This window comes from Pseudomonas sp. TE6288 (assembly GCF_054062095.1).
Genome location: NZ_JBSSEW010000019.1, coordinates 25,142 through 41,119, shown reverse-complemented (window position 1 = coordinate 41,119; position 15,978 = coordinate 25,142). Strand labels below are relative to the sequence as shown.

Genomic DNA, 15,978 nt, shown 5'->3' with positions numbered 1-15,978 from the left:
GTCTCATGGAACACTCATCATGCGCCATCAGCGATCAAGCCGCTAAAAGCTTTGCGGATAAGACCTATCGCAAAGTGGCGTTGCGTTTTATCCCGTTTCTCATGCTATGTTATGTGATCGCCTATCTGGATCGAATTAACATCGGTATTGCAAAGCTAAACATGCAGGCGGATCTACAGTTTAGCGAAGCCGCTTACGGTTTAGGAGCAGGCCTGTTTTTTATCGGTTATCTTATGTTTGAGGTTCCGAGTAATTTGATTCTGCACAGGGTGGGCGCTCGCATATGGATCGCGCGGATCATGATAACCTGGGGCATCCTGTCCGGAATGATGGCGTTCGTAAGTGAGCCTTGGCATTTTTACACCCTCCGATTTCTTCTCGGCGTGGCTGAGGCCGGTTTCTATCCAGGGGTAATTCTGTTCCTGACCTACTGGTTTCCCAACCATCGACGGGGAAAAATGACGGCGATTTTTCAAGCAGGTATTCCAGTTGCGGGTCTGGTCGGTAGTCCTCTGTCCGGTTGGATCATGGAGCACTTCCACATGATGGGTGGTCATCCTGGTTGGCAGTGGATGTTCGTGATTGAGGCTTTGCCAACTCTGCCGCTGGCCATCGGTGTTTTGTTGATTTTGTCGAACCGGGTTCAAGATGCGAAGTGGCTCAGTGCAGAAGAGAGGAGCCTGATTGAGCATGATTTGGCTCAGGATGATCGGGGTAAAGAGCACATGACTTTCATGCAGGTGCTGCGGGACACTCGAATCATCCGCATCATTCTGATGACCTTTGCAGCCATGATGGCGCTGTACACACTGGGCTTCTATCTGCCGACCTTGATCCGTGATGCCGGTGCGACGGGCGCCACTGAAATCGGAGTGCTCAGCGCAATTCCCTATTTTGTAGCAATAATTACCATGGTGCTGGTAGGGCGTAGCTCCGACAAGCACGGGGAACGACGCTGGCATCTGGCTGGGGTGATGCTGGTTGGTGCACTTGGGCTTATTGGCAGTACGTTTGCAGGGCAGAATTTGGTCTTGGCAGTGATCTGCCTGTCCATTGCTGCAGGAGGGATCATCAGCTTTTCTCCAATAATGTGGACATTGCCTACCGCGTTTCTTGGGGGGGCGACGGCAGCTGCTTGCATTGGTGTGATTAACAGCTTGGCTAACTTGGGTGGCTTCGTTTCGCCTTATATGATCGGTTGGATCCGTGATACCTATCAGAGCACTACTCCTGCTGTTTACCTGGTTGCAATTGCCCTGATTATCGGCGCGATTATTTCGCTTACGCTTAGTAATAAAAGGTTTAGTAATCATGGCCGTTCAAATTCTGTCGCGGAGGCAGATTGATGAATAAGAAAGCACCGATCCGATTGGCAGTCGCCGGGATCATCCATGAAACTAATACCTACACCACCAGCGTTACAGGTGCTACAGAGCTGAAAAGCTTCGAGCAATATCAAGGGCAGGAGATTGTTGAGGCATTTGCTGGTGCAAACCACCAGGTTGGTGGCTTCATTGAAGGTGCCAGCAAGCTTGGCGCATGCCTTGAACCGTGCTACCTGGGGCAGGCGACCCCGTCGGGTACCATCTCTACAAACGCTTATGCCGCAATGAAGCAGGCGATCGTGAGCGAGATTCAGCGCGTCCTGCCAATTGATGGTGTGTTGTTGGCGCTACATGGCGCAGGGGTAGCGGAGGGGGTTGAAGACATCGAAGGGGACATTGCCCAGGCTGTACGTGACCTTGTGGGGCAGAACGTGCCTATCGCTGCGGTGTATGACCTGCATGGAAACGTCACTATACAGATGCAAGAGACCTGCGATATTTCCCTACCATGCCGTTTGTATCCGCACACTGATTTTCGTGATCGTGGCGTCGAGGCAGTGGAGTTGATCCTGCGCATGCTCGATGATGAGCTTAAGCCGGTTAGTGTCATTCGCCGTTTGCCCATGCTTCCCTATATCGTCGCTACACAAGAGGGATACACACCGTTTCAGGTAAATGAGCTTTGTCGGCGTTTGATGGAGCAGTCAGGAGTCGTTGACTGTTCATGGTTCCACGGTTTTCCTTATGCCGACATTGCAGCACCGTGCCCAACCGTGATCTGTACCACCAACGGTGATGAGCAGTTAGCTCAGCGTTGTGTCGATAAAGTAGCCGAGTGGATCTGGGCCAACCGAGAAACGTTCAGGCCTGAGTACCCGTCCCCTGAAAAGGGTGTGGCCATGGCGCTTGAGCATGCTGGCAAGCCGATCGTGATCAACGAATACGCCGATAATCCTGGGGGCGGCACACCGGGTGATGGCACGCATCTCTTGAGGGCGTTGCTTGACGCGAACCCTCCACCTGGGGAGTGCTGTTTCGCCGCTATTAATGATGCAGCGGTTGTCCGTCAAGCGCAGCATGCAGGTGTAGGCGCAACCATCCGTGTCTCTCTCGGTGGTAAACAGGGTGAATTACAGGGAAGCCCTATCGAAGTTGATGCATACGTCAAATCCATTACCGATGGACGCTTTGCCAATCGGCCAGGCGCTATGTTTGCGGGGGTGAAATTCGATCTGGGCGCGATGTGTCGACTGATCATCCAGGGAATTGATGTCATCGTCGCTTCACGCGCAGAGCAGATCTATGACACGGAGCCGTTTGCGCTGCATGGTTTGGACGTTAGCGGACACAAAATCATTGCAATCAAGGGGGCTAACCATTTCCGAGCCTACTTCAACGGTATGGCGGAGCAGATTATCACGGTCGACAGCGTAGGATTGAGCACAGCGAACATCACGAGCTTCCCTCGTAGCCGCTTGCGAGGCCCATTCTGGCCCCTTCAAGAACTAGATGGGCCTTATAGGTTTTGAGAAAACTGCATGCCCTGCCTGATGTCTCCCGCGTGGGTAAATCTGAGCTTTCAAAGGACGTACTGGCGCGCGCTGACAGGCTTAACGCCAGAAAGCCACTAGTGGCTTTCTGCGCGTAGCCGATCGCTTTGATTTTCCAGTAAGTGTGATCGGGAAAGGTGGATAAGTGGAGGCTACGGGGATTCCAGGAGATGTTGGCGTCGCTTCAACATATGACCCGACCAAGCTCGCAAATCACGTTGCAAAAAAATAGCAGAAACATATCGCTGGTGGTGTCGAGGTCCGTGATTGGACAGAGCGTACACGTCGACGGATATCGAATACAGCCGGTCATCCCGCTTCGCTCAATTAAACGCAAACCTAAGCTTGGCTTGCCGAGGATGTTTGTTCGCCCCAAATATCAACAGCGCAGCATCATCGAGCGTATGCTCGGCTGGATAAAAGGGAGCCGCCGAATCGTCAGTCGCGTCGACAAGCTCACAAAAAGTTATGCTGCCATCGTCTCGCTGGTTTGTGTCATGCGGTGTATGCGACGGCTTTTTCAGACGGAGTCTAGCAGTCGTACCGCTACCTCTGTGGCAGTTTATGGCAGGTAAAGTCAGAACGTGCTATGGCCTGTGAAAAACCAGGCGAAAATGCATGCTCAGAACAGCGATGATCTCTATCAGTCAGCAATCATTGATTTTTAGGGAAGTTCCGATATCTCTAGCAAGACTTCACCTAGATTATTGCACTCACGTTTTAGCTCTGCGGCGCGTTTGAGGCGGCAAGCTGAATCTATATTTCAACTGAGTGATTTTTTGGTGCGTAGCACGTCGTTCGGCCTTGCATGGCTACGGCGATTTCGTGTCAAGAGGGAGGGTGAGTTATGCTGTCAAGGTTAGAGGCATTGGCCGTTGTGTCTAAGCGGCGCGGGGCTGGAAGTGTATTTGCTGTATTATTGACTGCTGCCGGTAGTTCACAAGTAGCTGCCGCGGCAGGAGAAACAGAGCTAGAAGAGCGCCTCTATACCAAAATGGTTAACCAATTTGAAGAGGAGCTTTTCCAGATTAGTAAGACGTGGGAAAGTTTTATGGCGCCGCACGTAAATTTCGTGATGGCTAGTATAGACGCGCGTTTGGACGCAACTGACGCTGGATTCGATCATCTTGCTAACGCACTTGGCGGAGGGGGTAAGGTCAAGATTGATCCGAGTACTACGAGTAACACAAACTTTGAGCTGCCAGTATTTGGCATTACGCAGGTTGATTCAGCAGGCAATATCCATGCGATACCTGGCAGCAGTAATAGTGTAGCTGGCGCCGTGGATGGCTTGGGGGAAAGTATCAAGAACACGGCCAACGCAGCGGTCAAGTACGACAACCCAGGCAGCAAGGCCCAGTTAACCCTGAACCCCGGCGGCGAAGCTACCCGGCTTGCGAATGTACAAGCGGGCGCGTTGACGGCTGACAGTACAGACGCGGTCAATGGCAGCCAGCTGTCTTCTTCAAACGGGCGTATTGGCCAACTGGATGCGCAGTTCAGTGAACTCGCCACGCGTACAGGTAATGACATAGCAGCTGCCAGGGCGCATACCGATTCGAATGTGGTCGCCGTGCGCGAATCCATCCAGGCAGTGGAGGGCGTTGCTGCCGATGCGGCGCGCACAGCGGGCAAAGTAGGCGCCGAGGTCGCAGAGCTGCGCAAAGGGGTCGGCAAAGCCTACCAGACTGATGCCAAGAGCACGCTCAGCAAGCCCCAGGCCTCCGGCAGTGACGCCGTGGCCGGTGGTGGCGGTGCCCGTGCGGTGGGTGAGGGCAGTGTGGCGATGGGCGCCCAGGCCCACGCCGAGGGCAGCAAAGCCAGTGCGGTAGGGCGCGGCGCGGTGGCCGTGGCCGATAACAGCGTTGCGCTGGGCGCGGGCTCCGTTGCCGAGCGCAACAACACTGTTGCGGTGGGACATGCCGGGAGCGAGAGGCAGATCACCCACGTGGCTGCGGGCACTCGGGGTACGGATGCGGTGAGTGTGTCGCAGTTGGCAGGTGCCACGGCGTCGGCCACCCAGCAGGCGCACGCCTATACCGACCAGCGCTTTGCACAGATCCACCATGACCTGAAGGAGCAGGACAACACCCTTAGTGCAGGTATCGCCGGTGCCATGGCCATGGCCAGCCTACCGCGCTCCCTGGTCGCCGGCAGCAGCATGACGTCGGTGGCAATGGGTAACTACCGCGGTGAGTCAGCGCTGGCGGTCGGTGTCTCGTACGTGTCGAACAGCGGTCGTTGGTCTGGCAACTTCATGGGTACAACCAATACCCGCAACGATGCTGGCGCGGCGGTGGGTGTCGGTTATCAGTGGTAGTGCATTCGACTCACTCTTCAAAGGCGAGCGTTGGACGAGCATGCAGGTATACGGTAAGTCGAACAGGGGGCTAGCGGTTGGGGAATGTCTTCTGATCACCGGTGCCACAGGCTTCATCGGCGGTGCGGTGGCGGCCCAGTTGATTGCCGAGGGCTGCGGCAGTCAGTTGTGTTTCCTGGTGCGTGCCGCCACCCCTGAGCAAGGGCTGCAGCGCTTGCTTGCCAACCTTTACCTGCATGGCCTCGATGGAGGGAGCTGCCGAGCGCTCAGTCCAGCTCAGATCATCTGTGGTGATTTGCTCGACCGATCGTGGCTTGAGTGCACGATGCCTAGGCTGATGAAGGTTGACCGGGTTATCCATTGTGCTGCTGTGTCGTCGCTTTCAAAGAGCCCAAGCCTGTGGCCGGTCAACGTTGAGGGTACCTTCGCCTTCGCCGAAGTCATGAGTAACTCATTGCGCCTGAAGCGCTTTGTGCATGTAGGGGCGGCTATGAGCTGCGGCTTTGGCTGTGCATCACCTGTCAGCGAATCTTGGCATTTTCCCGATGCTCAGCGGCAGTTGGCGCCCTCCCTGGCTGCCAAGGCCGAGGTTGAGCGGCGCATGCGCAAGGCGTTGCCCGGGCTGCCGTTGCTCACTGCGCGCCCGTCAATGGTTGTAGGGCACCGCCGATTGGGGTGTCAGGCCTCGGGAAGCCTTTTCTGGCTATACCGAATGGCCTTCATGCTGGAGTGCTTCACCTGTGAGCGCGACCAGAAGCTCGATGTGATTCCGGTCGACTATTGTGCCGAGGTGCTGATCGCCTTGGCGATCAGGCCGCACTTGGCCCACGACCTTTATCACATCTGTGCAGGTATAGATGGTACCTGTGCCTTCGCCGATATCGATCGGGCGTTCGCTTTGGTTTGTGGCACTGAGCCGGCAGGCGAACGCTGCCGGCAACGGCCGGTTGACGATCTGCACGCCTTGGCGGGCAGCTTGAAATCAATGTTCGGGCCAAGTAATGCGCGCAGGATCTTGTGCGCTTTACGCCGGTACAGCCGTTTTGCCACGCTCGGTTATGTGTTCGACAACAGTCGACTGCTCGATGAAGGTTTCACGGCGCCCCCCTGCTTTACCGACTACATAGACGTGTGCGTAGAGTCGTCCAAGGGGGTGCCAATCACTGAACAGATGCAATGGGACTTCAAGTGACAGGGGGATGGCGCGTTACTGTCATATGCGCTGGAGCCAAATGCCCGTGCAAAGGCCACGGCCCAAGCTTGCAGCTCGACTTTTAAATCATCTGGGTGTCTCGTAGTTTTTGCTCTCAATGGAGTCAACATGGGCAGTTCATTGGCCACCATTCGTGTTGCCGTGCTGGACGATCATGCCGTGGTACGTTGCGGCGTGCTCGCGCGTCTGGCCGAGGAAGCGGATATCCACGTGGTGGGAAGCTACGCGTCCAGCTGCTCGATGATCGCAGGTTTGCGCGGTGCCCCTGCCGATGTGCTGCTGGTCGACTACTCGCTTGGCCCTGACGAAGTGGATGGGGTTTCGCTGATACGCGGGCTCATGGCCAAGTTCCCCACCTGCGCGATCGTGGTGTTTTCTTCGCACCATGAGTTATCGATTGTAAACCTGGTATTGCGGGTGGGGGCGCGGGGGTTTGTCAGCAAGAACCAGGATCTGGGGCAGGTGGTCACTGCAATCCGCAGTGCGAGCCGGGGCAAGACCTACCTCGACACCGACATGACCTTCCGCTTGGCACAAGCGAGTGTCGATTCACCGATAAGGCAACCCTCGGTACAGGCCACGGAATGCAGTTCGGTCAGGCTGGAAGGTGTGCGGCTGTCCGCCAAGGAAAGCGAAGTCATTCGCTGTTTCCTGGAAGGGTTGAGCGTTCGCGAAATCGCTAAAAAATTTGAACGCAGCGAAAAAACCATTAGCACACAGAAGTGGGCGGCCTTTCGCAAACTTGGCGTGATGTCAGATGCCGAGCTGTTCAAGCTCAAGCATCAATTGAGGGGCTTTTGAGAGTACTGGTACTGCTCGGCTTTTTCGCTCTGTTGACCTGGGCTGAACCGGCGTTGGCCCAACTGGTACTGACTGCAGAAGAGCGCGCCTGGATTCAGATGAACCCGGTTGTCAGGGTGGCGGCCGACCGCAACTGGATGCCGATCGAGTACTTCGAGAACGATAAGCTCAAGGGGCTTTCCGCCGAGTTTCTTACTGTCATTGCGCAAAGTACGGGGCTGCGTTTCGAGCCTGTTTTCGGTGCGGACTTAAATGCCGTGGCTGGCATGCTCCAGCGCCATGAAGTAGACATGGTGCTTTCGCTGGTGCGTGGCTTTGCGCAGCCCGCGTTCGCAGACCTGATTACGCAGACCCGCACCTACTACATCGGCAACAGCTTCATCTTTGCACGTGAAGACAATCCGATGATCTTCGATGTGAAGCAATTGGAAGGGCAGGTCGTCGCGATCAAGGGTGGGGGGGAATACGAAGCCAAGCTGCGGGCGCGTTACCCCAAGATCAAGCTGCTGGGCGCCCGAACGCCTGAGGATGCCTTGATCGCAGTGATCGAAGGGCGTGCCGATGTTGCACTGGGTGCAGGGCAGACGATGCTGCCTTACCTGCGTAGGAAGTACGACGGGCTGCTGCAGGTGTCTGGTGGCATCGCCAGCCTTTCCGTCGAGCTGAGGATGGGCGTCAGGCGCGACCTAATGATATTGCACGGTATTGTGGACAAGGCGCTCGCTGCGATCACAGCAGAACACGCCTATGAGATCGAGGAGCACAGTTTCGACGATGCCACCTACGGTGCGCCGACCTTGAGGGTGATGCTAAGTTACTACGGGACGGTCATTGCGCTGGTTGTCATCAGCCTGTTGTTGGTCGTCTTTTTTGCGTGGCATGCCCGAAAGGAACGCTTGCTGGCCATTCGCAGCGAAAGTGAGAAAAGCATGTTTATCGCCGTGCTGAGCCATGAGATACGCACGCCCATGAATGCAATCATTGCAGCCATCGAGTTACTGGGGCGAGACGATGAGCTGTCGCGGGAGTCGCGTCACTTGCTGGACTTGGCCAGAGGTGGGTCTGAAAACCTGCTGTACCTGCTCAACAATGTGCTGGATGTGTCGAAGCTGGAGGCGGGGCGGTTGCAACTCGACTGTGTGCCCACGGATGTTGTCGAACTGATGGGCTCTATCATCGACCGGCTCGCCATCAAGGCCTGCGAGCAGGGGCTGACCCTGGAACTTGTACAGGCTTCTCCCATCGAGCAACTGCTGATGCTGGACAGGCTGCGCCTGGAGCAGATTCTGCAGAACCTGATCAGCAATGCAATCAAGTTCACCTCCGTGGGCGGGGTGACCGTGAGTGTGGGCCTGAACGCAGATGCCGCTTCGACAGGCGTTGGCGAGTTGCAGATAAAGGTTAGCGATACCGGAGTTGGTATAGATCCCAAGAACCTGGAAAAACTGTTCCAACCCTACGCGCAAGCCAATGAGCAGGCGACCCACCGCTACGGCGGTACGGGGCTGGGGTTGTTGATCTGCCGCCAGTTATGCGAACTCATGGGCGGGTCGATTCAGCTGGACAGTGAGCCAGGCAATGGCACGCAGGTAACGGTGAAGCTTGTGTGCAAGAGTCATGGGCCTCGCACTCGGCGCGCGCCCCACACATTAGCGGACCCACGTGCAATAGAGGTACGCCCGGTAGAGCATGTGCTTCGCGTGTTGCTGGTGGAGGATACGCCTGCCAACCAGATCGTGCTGCAAGCCCAATTGGAAGTGCTGGGGTGCCAGTCGACCCTGAGGGCGACCGGCGCTGACGCCCTGCTGGCGCTGGAGCAGAACCGCTACGACATCGTCCTGCTCGATTGCCACCTGCCGGACACTACTGGCTATGAAGTAGCGGGGCGTTGGCGGCAAACCGAGATCGTGCGGGGGGTGGCGCCGACGCCGATCGTCGCGTTGTCGGCACAGAACGATGCCGAACATACGATTGCCTGTTTCGATGCCGGCATGAACGGGGTACTGAGCAAGCCGATCAGGCTGGGCAAGCTGCGCGACACGCTGCAGCTCTGGGCTGACATGCCCCTTATCGAAGCGGCGCAGGAATCGTTGTCCATTAGCAGCCTGGAAGCGGCCATCGAATCGCTGTGGGTCGATACCGATGCCCTCGGTGGTGCCATCGAACACCGCGACAAGGAAACGGCGCTTTTTATCGCCCATCGGTTACTAGGCGCCTGTGCGGTGATGGGATACTCCAGCCTGATCCTGTGCCTGAAAGACCTTCAGGCTCAGTTGCTGGTGGAGGATTTCGTTCAGGCTCACGCCTGGCTGTTGCAGTTGAGGGAGAACTTGGCACAGAGCATTTGTGCGCAGGCACCGTCCAAACATTAACCGGTTTTGCCGTTGGGGAGGGTGTGCCGCGAAAGTGGGCACTTAGGTAGTGACCGGGGCAGGATGCGAGAGTTTTTAGATCGATTCGTTATATAAGATGAAGGGTCGCCTGTGGGCCATTCGCCGGTAGGCGGCCCGTACGAAAAGGGGCCGCACCGCCGGCGATGAGGTTCCAGGTGTCAGGCCAGGTTCACCGTTGCCACCGGCTTGCGTGACGCCAGGCTGACCAGCACGAAGCTCGCCAGGCCGATGGCCAGGCTGTAGTAGATCGGCGAGTTGGCGTCCAGGCCGTCCTTGAACATGAAGAACAAGGCGGTGGCGAAGCCCAGCGTCATGCTGGCGATGGCGCCGGCGGTGGTCGCGCGCTTCCAGAAGATCGCACCCATCAGCGGGATCAGCATGCCGCCCACCAGCAGGTTGTAGGCCAGGGTCAGGGCGCTGATCACGTCATTCACCGCCAGGGCGATCCCCAGCACCACCAGGCCGGTCAACAGGGTGAACAGGCGGTTGATACCCAGGCTCGACTGCTTGCCGCCGCGCAGTTTCGGCAGCAGGTCTTCGGTCAGGGTGGTCGAGGCGGCCAGCAGGCCCGCGCTGGCGGTGGACATCATCGCGGCCAGGGCGGCGGCCATCAGCAGGCCACGGATGCCCTCGGGCAGCTGGCCCTTGATCATCTCGGCGAAGGCGTTGTTCGGGTTGGCCAGGTCCGGCATCAGCACGTGGGCGGCCATGCCGATCAGCGCGCAGGCCAGGCCGTACAGTACGCAGTAGACACCGGCGGTGGTGCCGGCGCGCTGGCAGACCTTCTCGTCACGGGCGGTGAATACCCGCTGCCAGATGTCCTGGCCGATCAGGATGCCGAAGAAGTAGATCAGGAAGTAGGTGATGATGGTATCCCAGCCGATGGTGGTCCAGCTGAAGCTGGCCGCCGGCAGCTTGGCCACCAGGGCGTCCCAGCCGCCGGCCTTGTACAGGCACACCGGCAGCAGGATGAACATCAGGCCCACGGTCTTGATCACGAACTGGACGATGTCGGTCAGGGTCAGCGACCACATGCCGCCGATGGTCGAGTACACCACCACCACACCGCCGCCGAACAGCAGGGCCATCCAGAAGGGAACGTCGAGCAGTACCTGCAGCACGGTGCCCATGGCCAGGGTCGAGGTCACCGCGATCATCAGCGCGTAGGCGAGCATGATCGCCGCGCTGGCCTGGCGGGCCATCGGGTTGTAGCGGCGCTCCAGCACCTGGGTCACGGTGAAGATCTTCAGGCGCAGCAGCGGCTTGGCCAGGAACAGGTTGAGCGCGATGATCCCCAGGCCCAGGGCGGCGCACAGCCAGAAGCCGGAGATGCCGTGCACATAGCCCAGGCGCACGGTGCCGACGGTGGAGGCGCCGCCCAGCACGGTGGTGGCCATGGTGCCCATGTACAGGGTCGGGCCGAGGTTGCGCCCGGCCACCAGATAGTCTTCGTGGGTCTTCGCGCGCCGCATGCCGTACCAGCCAAGCGCGAGCATGCCGGCGGCATAGATCAGTACAACGATGATGTCCAAGGCCATTGGGGGTCTCCCGATTATCTTTATTATGGCGAGATCGGCCGTCCGGACGGTGCAAGGCGCCCGGCGGTTCTGTCTTGTGTTGGCGGGCCTCTATGGCCCTCCCGAATGGCTCCTGCCGGGGTGTTTCACTGCTGGTGTCGTGACGTCTTCATCGCTGCAAGCCAGTTCCCACAGGAAGCCGGCTTGCCAGCGATGGGGTATCTCAGCGGCGCACCACGCCCGGCAGCACGCAGAGCATTTCGAACAGCAGGTTGGCGCCCAGCAACGAGGTGTTGCCGGTGGTGTCATAGGGTGGGGAAACCTCGACCAGGTCGCAGCCGATCAGGTCCAGGCCGTGGCAGCCGCGGATGATCTCCATCGCCTGGATGGTGGTCAAGCCGCCGATCTCCGGGGTGCCGGTGCCGGGCGCCCAGGCCGGGTCGATGCCGTCGATGTCGAACGACAGGTACACCGGGCCGCCACCGACTTTCTCGCGTACTTCGGCCATCAGCGGCGCCAGTGACTTGTGCCAGCACTCCTCGGCCTGCACCACGCGAAAGCCCTGGCGGCGGCTCCAGTTGAAATCGTCGGCGGTGTAGCCTTGGGCGCGCAGGCCGATCTGCACCACGCGGTCGCAATCGAGCAGCCCCTCTTCCACGGCGCGGCGGAAGGTGGTGCCGTGGGCGATTTTCTCGCCGAACATGTGGTCGTTGACGTCGGCGTGGGCATCGATGTGGACCAGGCCGATCTTGCCGTGCTTCTTGTGCAGGGCACGCAGGATCGGCAGGGTGATGGTGTGGTCGCCGCCCAGGGTCAGCGGGATGACATTGTGCTCGACGATCTCGTCGTAGGCCTCTTCGATGATGCGCACGGCGTCGAGCAGATTGAAGGTGTTGATCGCCACGTCACCGATGTCGGCCACCGACAGCGAGTCGAACGGGGCGGCGCCAGTGGCCATGTTGTAGGGGCGGATCATCACCGACTCGGCGCGGATCTGCCGCGGGCCGAAGCGGGTGCCGGAACGCAGCGAGGTGCCGATGTCCAGCGGCACGCCGATGAACGCGGCGTCCAGGCCTTCGGCGCTTTGCAGGTGGGGCAGGCGAAGCATGGTGGCGATGCCGCCGAAACGCGGCATTTCGTTGCCGCCCAGTGGTTGGTGGAGAATCTTGTCCACGGTGGGCCTCATCAGTCGGTCGATTGTTCTGTTTGTTCGAACCTGTGCCGCCGCGCGCCTGGATCATCTGGTCATGCTGGCGGGCAGGGACATTTCGCCGCAGTCTGCGCAAGGTAGTGGCCGGGAAGAATCGCTACCGACAAATACTTACTTCAGGATTCTCTGAACTATCGGCCGGCAAGCGGGTTAGACTCTGGCGATTTCCACCCTGCGGAGCCTGCGCCATGGCCTCATCGCTGCCCGACCTGAAACTGCTGCGCATCTTCGCCAGCGTGGTGCGCCACCAGGGGTTCGCCAACGCCCAGCGAGACCTCAACCTGTCGACCTCGGCGATCAGTACCTACATGAGCCAGCTTGAAGGCGCCCTCGGGATCGTGCTCTGTCACCGTGGCCGGGGCGGCTTCAGCCTGACCAGCAAGGGCGAGTTGTTCCATCAGGAGACCCTGCGCCTGCTGGGCGAGCTGGACGGCTTCGAGCAGTACGCCGCCGCGCTCAAGGGCGAACTGCGCGGCACCCTGAACCTGGGGGTGATCGATTCCACCGTTGGCGACAGCGCCCTGCCGCTGGCCGAGGCCATCGGCGCCTACAGCCAGGAACACCCGGCGGTGCACCTGCACCTGTCGGTGTCCAGTCCCTATGAATTGCAGCTCGGCGTGCAGGACAATCGTCTGGACCTGGCCATCGGCGCGTTTTCCTCGCGTATGAGCGGGCTGCTCTACCAGCCGTTGTACCGCGAGCAGCACTGGCTGTATTGCAGCAGCCGCCACCCGCTGTTCGCCGAGCGACGCATCCCCGAACCGGTGGTCACCCAGCAGCGCATGGTCGGGCGTGGCTACTGGAGCCAGGCCGAGCTGGCCCGGCATGGTTTCAAGCACAGCGCCGCTACCGTGGAGAGCATGGAGGCACAACTGATTCTGATTCTCTCCGGCGCCTACATCGGCTACCTGCCCGAGCACTATGCCCAGGCCTGGGTCGACAAGGGCGACCTGCGCGTCTTGTCGCCGGCCACCTTCGGTTACCAGGCGCCGTTTTCCCTGATCATTCGTCGTGGGCGCAGCCGGGAACCGTTGATCCAGACGTTTCGCGACCTGCTCAAAAGCCAGCTCAACGTGGGCTGAAGCAGGCGTTGTTCAATCCGCTCGGTCAGGTCGAGCGAATTTCCTACAAAACTTGACCGCTGGCGTGCTGGCCTTCTGCTAAATATCTACTTGCTTTGATGATTTTCCCACTCATCTGGATAAGCAAGGGATCGCCAACGATGCGCATGAATTTGCCCGTCACCGAGCACGAAAGAACCTTTCCCCAAGACCAGCGGCTGATCTCCACCACCGACCTGAACAGTCGCATTACCTATTGCAACGACGCATTCGTGGCCATCAGCGGCTTCACCTACGACGAACTGGTCGGCCAGCCGCACAACCTGGTGCGTCATCCCGACATGCCGCCAGCGGTCTTCGGGCATATGTGGGACACCATCAAGCAAGGCAAGCCCTGGATGGGCGTGGTCAAGAACCGCGCCAAGAACGGCGATTTCTACTGGGTCAGCGCCTACGTCACGGCGGTGTACGAGAACGGCCGCATCAGTGGCTACGAATCGGTGCGCTCAGTGCCGAGTCGAGAGCAGATCCGCCGGGCGGAGCAGCTGTATGCCCGTCTGCGCGCGGGGCGTTCGCCGGTACCCCTGGCGGCGCGCCTGGGACACGGGATCGGCCACGGCTGGCCATTGATCGGCGCGGGCCTGCTCTCGGCCGCCGCCTACCTGTGTTTGCCGCCCTACGCGGCGCTGGGGGTGCTGATGGCCAGCCTGCTGGCGGCCTGGTACGTGGTCGAGCACCGGCAGAACCAGTCGATCCGTCGCACCCTCGAAGAGCACCCCAAGGCCTTCACCAGCCCGCTGGTGGCCCTGACCTACAGTGACAACCCCGGCCTGCAGGGCCAGCTCGATCTGGCCATCATCAGCGAAGAGGCGCGCCTGCAGACCGCGTTGACCCGCCTGGTGGATGCCGGTGTCGGGGTCAAGTCACGGGCCGCGCAGTCCGCCGGGCTGTCCGATGCCCAGGCGCGGATGCTCGACCGCCAGCGCAGCGAGACCGATCAGTCGGCCACCGCCATCGCGCAGATGGCGGCGACCATCCAGCAGGTGACCCATAACGTGCAGACCACCGCCCACGCCGCCAGCGACGCCGACCAGCTGGCCCAGCAGGGCAGCGACCTGGCGCAGCAGAGCCTGCGCGCCATGGGCAGCATGAACGAGGCGGTCAGCGACATCGGCCAGGCGGTCAACGCCCTGGCCGAGCAGACCCAGTCCATTGGCAGCGTGGTGGACGTGATCACCTCGATTGCCGAGCAGACCAACCTGCTGGCGCTCAATGCTGCCATCGAGGCGGCGCGGGCCGGCGAGCAGGGCCGGGGCTTCGCCGTGGTGGCCGACGAGGTGCGGTCGCTGGCGCAGCGCACCCGCGCCTCGACCGAGGAGATCCACCACATCATCTCCACCCTGCGTTCCGGTGCCGACCGCGCGGTGGCCAGCGCCAGCCGCGGGCAGCAGATCTCCAGCGACAGTGTGCACAGCGTCGAGGCGGTGCAGGAGGCGTTGTCGGGTATCGCCCAGGCGATCAGCCGCATCACCGGCATGAGCCAGCAGATGGCCACGGCATCCGAGCAGCAGAGCCATGTGGCCGAGGACATCAACCAGCAGATCGTACGCATCGCTCATTTGTGCGACGAGAGCGCGGGGCAGGCCAAGCAGGGCGCCGAAATCAGCCAGGACCTTGAGCGCATGGCGGAGTACCTGCACAGCCTGGCGGAGCGGTTCAACCGGTGACGTGCGTTGCCTTCATCACTGGCAAGCCGGCTCCTACAGGGACAGCGCAAGGCTTGAGGTTCGCGCGGTCGGTGTGGGAGCCGGCTTGCCGGCGAAAGGCCCGCAAAGCGGGCCCAAATTTCCAGCCTGTGGCAAAATCCCTCCGCCAACGGAGACTCCCATGCCCAGACCCCGCTGCGAGCGCTGCCAGCGCCCGCTCGCCCATTGCCTTTGCGCACTGATCCCGCACCTGGACAGCCGTACCCGCGTGGTCGTGCTGCAACACCCCAGTGAAACCGCCCACGCCCTGAACACGGCTCGCCTGGCGGCCCTTGGGTTAGTGAATGCAGAGTTGCGGATCGGCGAGGTGTTCGATGACCTGGAGACCTTGCCGGCGACACCGGGTTATCGCCCGGTCCTGTTGTTCCCAGGTGATGAGGCAGAGGTCTTGCAGGCATACGGGCAGGGTGATGATCTGCCGTTGCTGCTGATCGTACCTGACGGTACCTGGCGCAAGGCACGCAAGATGCTCTACCTGAACCCGCAGCTGGAAGCGTTGCCACGGGTGACGCTGGGCGCGGTCCTGCCTTCGCGCTACCGGTTGCGCAAGGCACCTGAGCCAGGCGCCGTATCCACCCTCGAGGCGATCGTGCAGGCGCTGAACGTGCTGGAAGCACCTGCTGGCTTCGATGCGTTGTTGCGCCCGTTCGAGGCCTTGATCGACGGGCAGATCGCAGCCATGGGCGCCGAGACGTTTCAACGGAATCATGGGCAGGACTGAGCTAATGACGCATTGCTTTGGGTAGACCTCTGTAGGAGCGGCTTTAGCCGCGATCACCCGCGAAGCGGGTTCCAGGCACCGCGTCGCCGGCATCGCGGCTG

11 protein-coding genes and 2 pseudogenes are annotated in these 15,978 nt (G+C 60.0%); 11 read left to right on the top strand and 2 right to left on the bottom strand.

All coding sequences use genetic code 11. The annotated features are described in order from the left end of the window. Positions 1–5: 5 nt before the first annotated feature. From ACVWY1_RS20070 to ACVWY1_RS20040, 7 genes and pseudogenes are all read left to right on the top strand, one after another. Entirely contained in the window at positions 6–1,346 is a 1,341-nt protein-coding gene (locus tag ACVWY1_RS20070; protein ID WP_430944485.1) for an MFS transporter, read from the top strand. After that, the gene (locus ACVWY1_RS20065; protein ID WP_457378677.1) at positions 1,346–2,854 is read left to right on the top strand and encodes a M81 family metallopeptidase; all 1,509 of its coding nucleotides are present in this window, start codon (positions 1,346–1,348) and stop codon (positions 2,852–2,854) included. Before ACVWY1_RS20070 ends, ACVWY1_RS20065 begins: the two co-directional genes overlap by 1 nt. Positions 2,855–3,156: 302 nt before the next feature. Then, positions 3,157–3,450: pseudogene (locus ACVWY1_RS20060) on the top strand (hypothetical protein); the annotation flags it as partial. A 302-nt stretch (positions 3,451–3,752) separates the two neighbouring features. Next, positions 3,753–5,195 carry a YadA family autotransporter adhesin gene (locus tag ACVWY1_RS20055; protein ID WP_457378687.1) on the top strand — a complete coding sequence of 481 codons (1,443 nt, stop codon included), beginning with the start codon at positions 3,753–3,755 and terminating at the stop codon, positions 5,193–5,195. A gap of 40 nt (positions 5,196–5,235) precedes the next feature. After that, positions 5,236–6,387 carry an SDR family oxidoreductase gene (locus ACVWY1_RS20050; RefSeq protein WP_457378676.1) on the top strand — a complete coding sequence of 384 codons (1,152 nt, stop codon included), beginning with the start codon at positions 5,236–5,238 and terminating at the stop codon, positions 6,385–6,387. Positions 6,388–6,516: 129 nt separating this feature from the next. Then, positions 6,517–7,209, top strand: a complete 693-nt coding sequence (locus tag ACVWY1_RS20045; RefSeq protein ID WP_430944482.1) for a response regulator — start codon at positions 6,517–6,519, stop codon at positions 7,207–7,209. Next, on the top strand, positions 7,206–9,581 hold the full coding sequence (locus ACVWY1_RS20040) for an ATP-binding protein (protein ID WP_457378675.1): 2,376 nt from the start codon (positions 7,206–7,208) through the stop codon (positions 9,579–9,581). The genes ACVWY1_RS20045 and ACVWY1_RS20040 overlap by 4 nt, the downstream gene beginning before the upstream one ends. A 179-nt stretch (positions 9,582–9,760) precedes the next feature. Here ACVWY1_RS20040 and ACVWY1_RS20035 read toward each other — a convergent pair whose 3' ends face one another. Together ACVWY1_RS20035 and speB are read right to left on the bottom strand one after the other, a co-directional pair. Further along, positions 9,761–11,140, bottom strand: a complete 1,380-nt coding sequence (locus ACVWY1_RS20035; protein WP_046854592.1) for a sodium:solute symporter — start codon at positions 11,138–11,140, stop codon at positions 9,761–9,763. Between the two features lie 202 nt (positions 11,141–11,342). Continuing rightward, positions 11,343–12,293, bottom strand: coding sequence for an agmatinase (speB, locus tag ACVWY1_RS20030; protein ID WP_046854594.1), 951 nt, complete (start codon positions 12,291–12,293; stop codon positions 11,343–11,345). 224 nt (positions 12,294–12,517) lie between these two features. Between speB and ACVWY1_RS20025 the strand changes: the two genes are divergently transcribed. From ACVWY1_RS20025 to ACVWY1_RS20010, 4 genes and pseudogenes are all read left to right on the top strand, one after another. Beyond that, positions 12,518–13,411 carry a LysR family transcriptional regulator gene (locus ACVWY1_RS20025; RefSeq protein WP_102684298.1) on the top strand — a complete coding sequence of 298 codons (894 nt, stop codon included), beginning with the start codon at positions 12,518–12,520 and terminating at the stop codon, positions 13,409–13,411. Positions 13,412–13,509: 98 nt separating this feature from the next. After that, positions 13,510–13,860, top strand: a pseudogene (locus ACVWY1_RS20020) (PAS domain-containing protein); the annotation flags it as partial. Between the two features lie 228 nt (positions 13,861–14,088). After that, on the top strand, positions 14,089–15,117 hold the full coding sequence (locus tag ACVWY1_RS20015; RefSeq protein ID WP_371918135.1) for a methyl-accepting chemotaxis protein: 1,029 nt from the start codon (positions 14,089–14,091) through the stop codon (positions 15,115–15,117). 160 nt (positions 15,118–15,277) lie between these two features. After that, the gene (locus ACVWY1_RS20010; RefSeq protein ID WP_277505343.1) at positions 15,278–15,877 is read left to right on the top strand and encodes a tRNA-uridine aminocarboxypropyltransferase; all 600 of its coding nucleotides are present in this window, start codon (positions 15,278–15,280) and stop codon (positions 15,875–15,877) included. The last annotated feature ends 101 nt before the right edge of the window (positions 15,878–15,978 follow it).

What these genes read in the sequence shown, in the direction of transcription:
- ACVWY1_RS20070 (WP_430944485.1), top strand. Translation starts at nt 6, where the DNA reads ATGGAACACTCATCATGCGCCATCAGCGATCAAGCCGCTAAAAGCTTT.
- ACVWY1_RS20065 (WP_457378677.1), top strand. Translation starts at nt 1,346, where the DNA reads ATGAATAAGAAAGCACCGATCCGATTGGCAGTCGCCGGGATCATCCAT.
- ACVWY1_RS20050 (WP_457378676.1), top strand. Translation starts at nt 5,236, where the DNA reads ATGCAGGTATACGGTAAGTCGAACAGGGGGCTAGCGGTTGGGGAATGT.
- ACVWY1_RS20045 (WP_430944482.1), top strand. Translation starts at nt 6,517, where the DNA reads ATGGGCAGTTCATTGGCCACCATTCGTGTTGCCGTGCTGGACGATCAT.
- ACVWY1_RS20035 (WP_046854592.1), bottom strand. Translation starts at nt 11,140, where the DNA reads ATGGCCTTGGACATCATCGTTGTACTGATCTATGCCGCCGGCATGCTC.
- ACVWY1_RS20025 (WP_102684298.1), top strand. Translation starts at nt 12,518, where the DNA reads ATGGCCTCATCGCTGCCCGACCTGAAACTGCTGCGCATCTTCGCCAGC.
- ACVWY1_RS20015 (WP_371918135.1), top strand. Translation starts at nt 14,089, where the DNA reads ATGGCCAGCCTGCTGGCGGCCTGGTACGTGGTCGAGCACCGGCAGAAC.
- ACVWY1_RS20010 (WP_277505343.1), top strand. Translation starts at nt 15,278, where the DNA reads ATGCCCAGACCCCGCTGCGAGCGCTGCCAGCGCCCGCTCGCCCATTGC.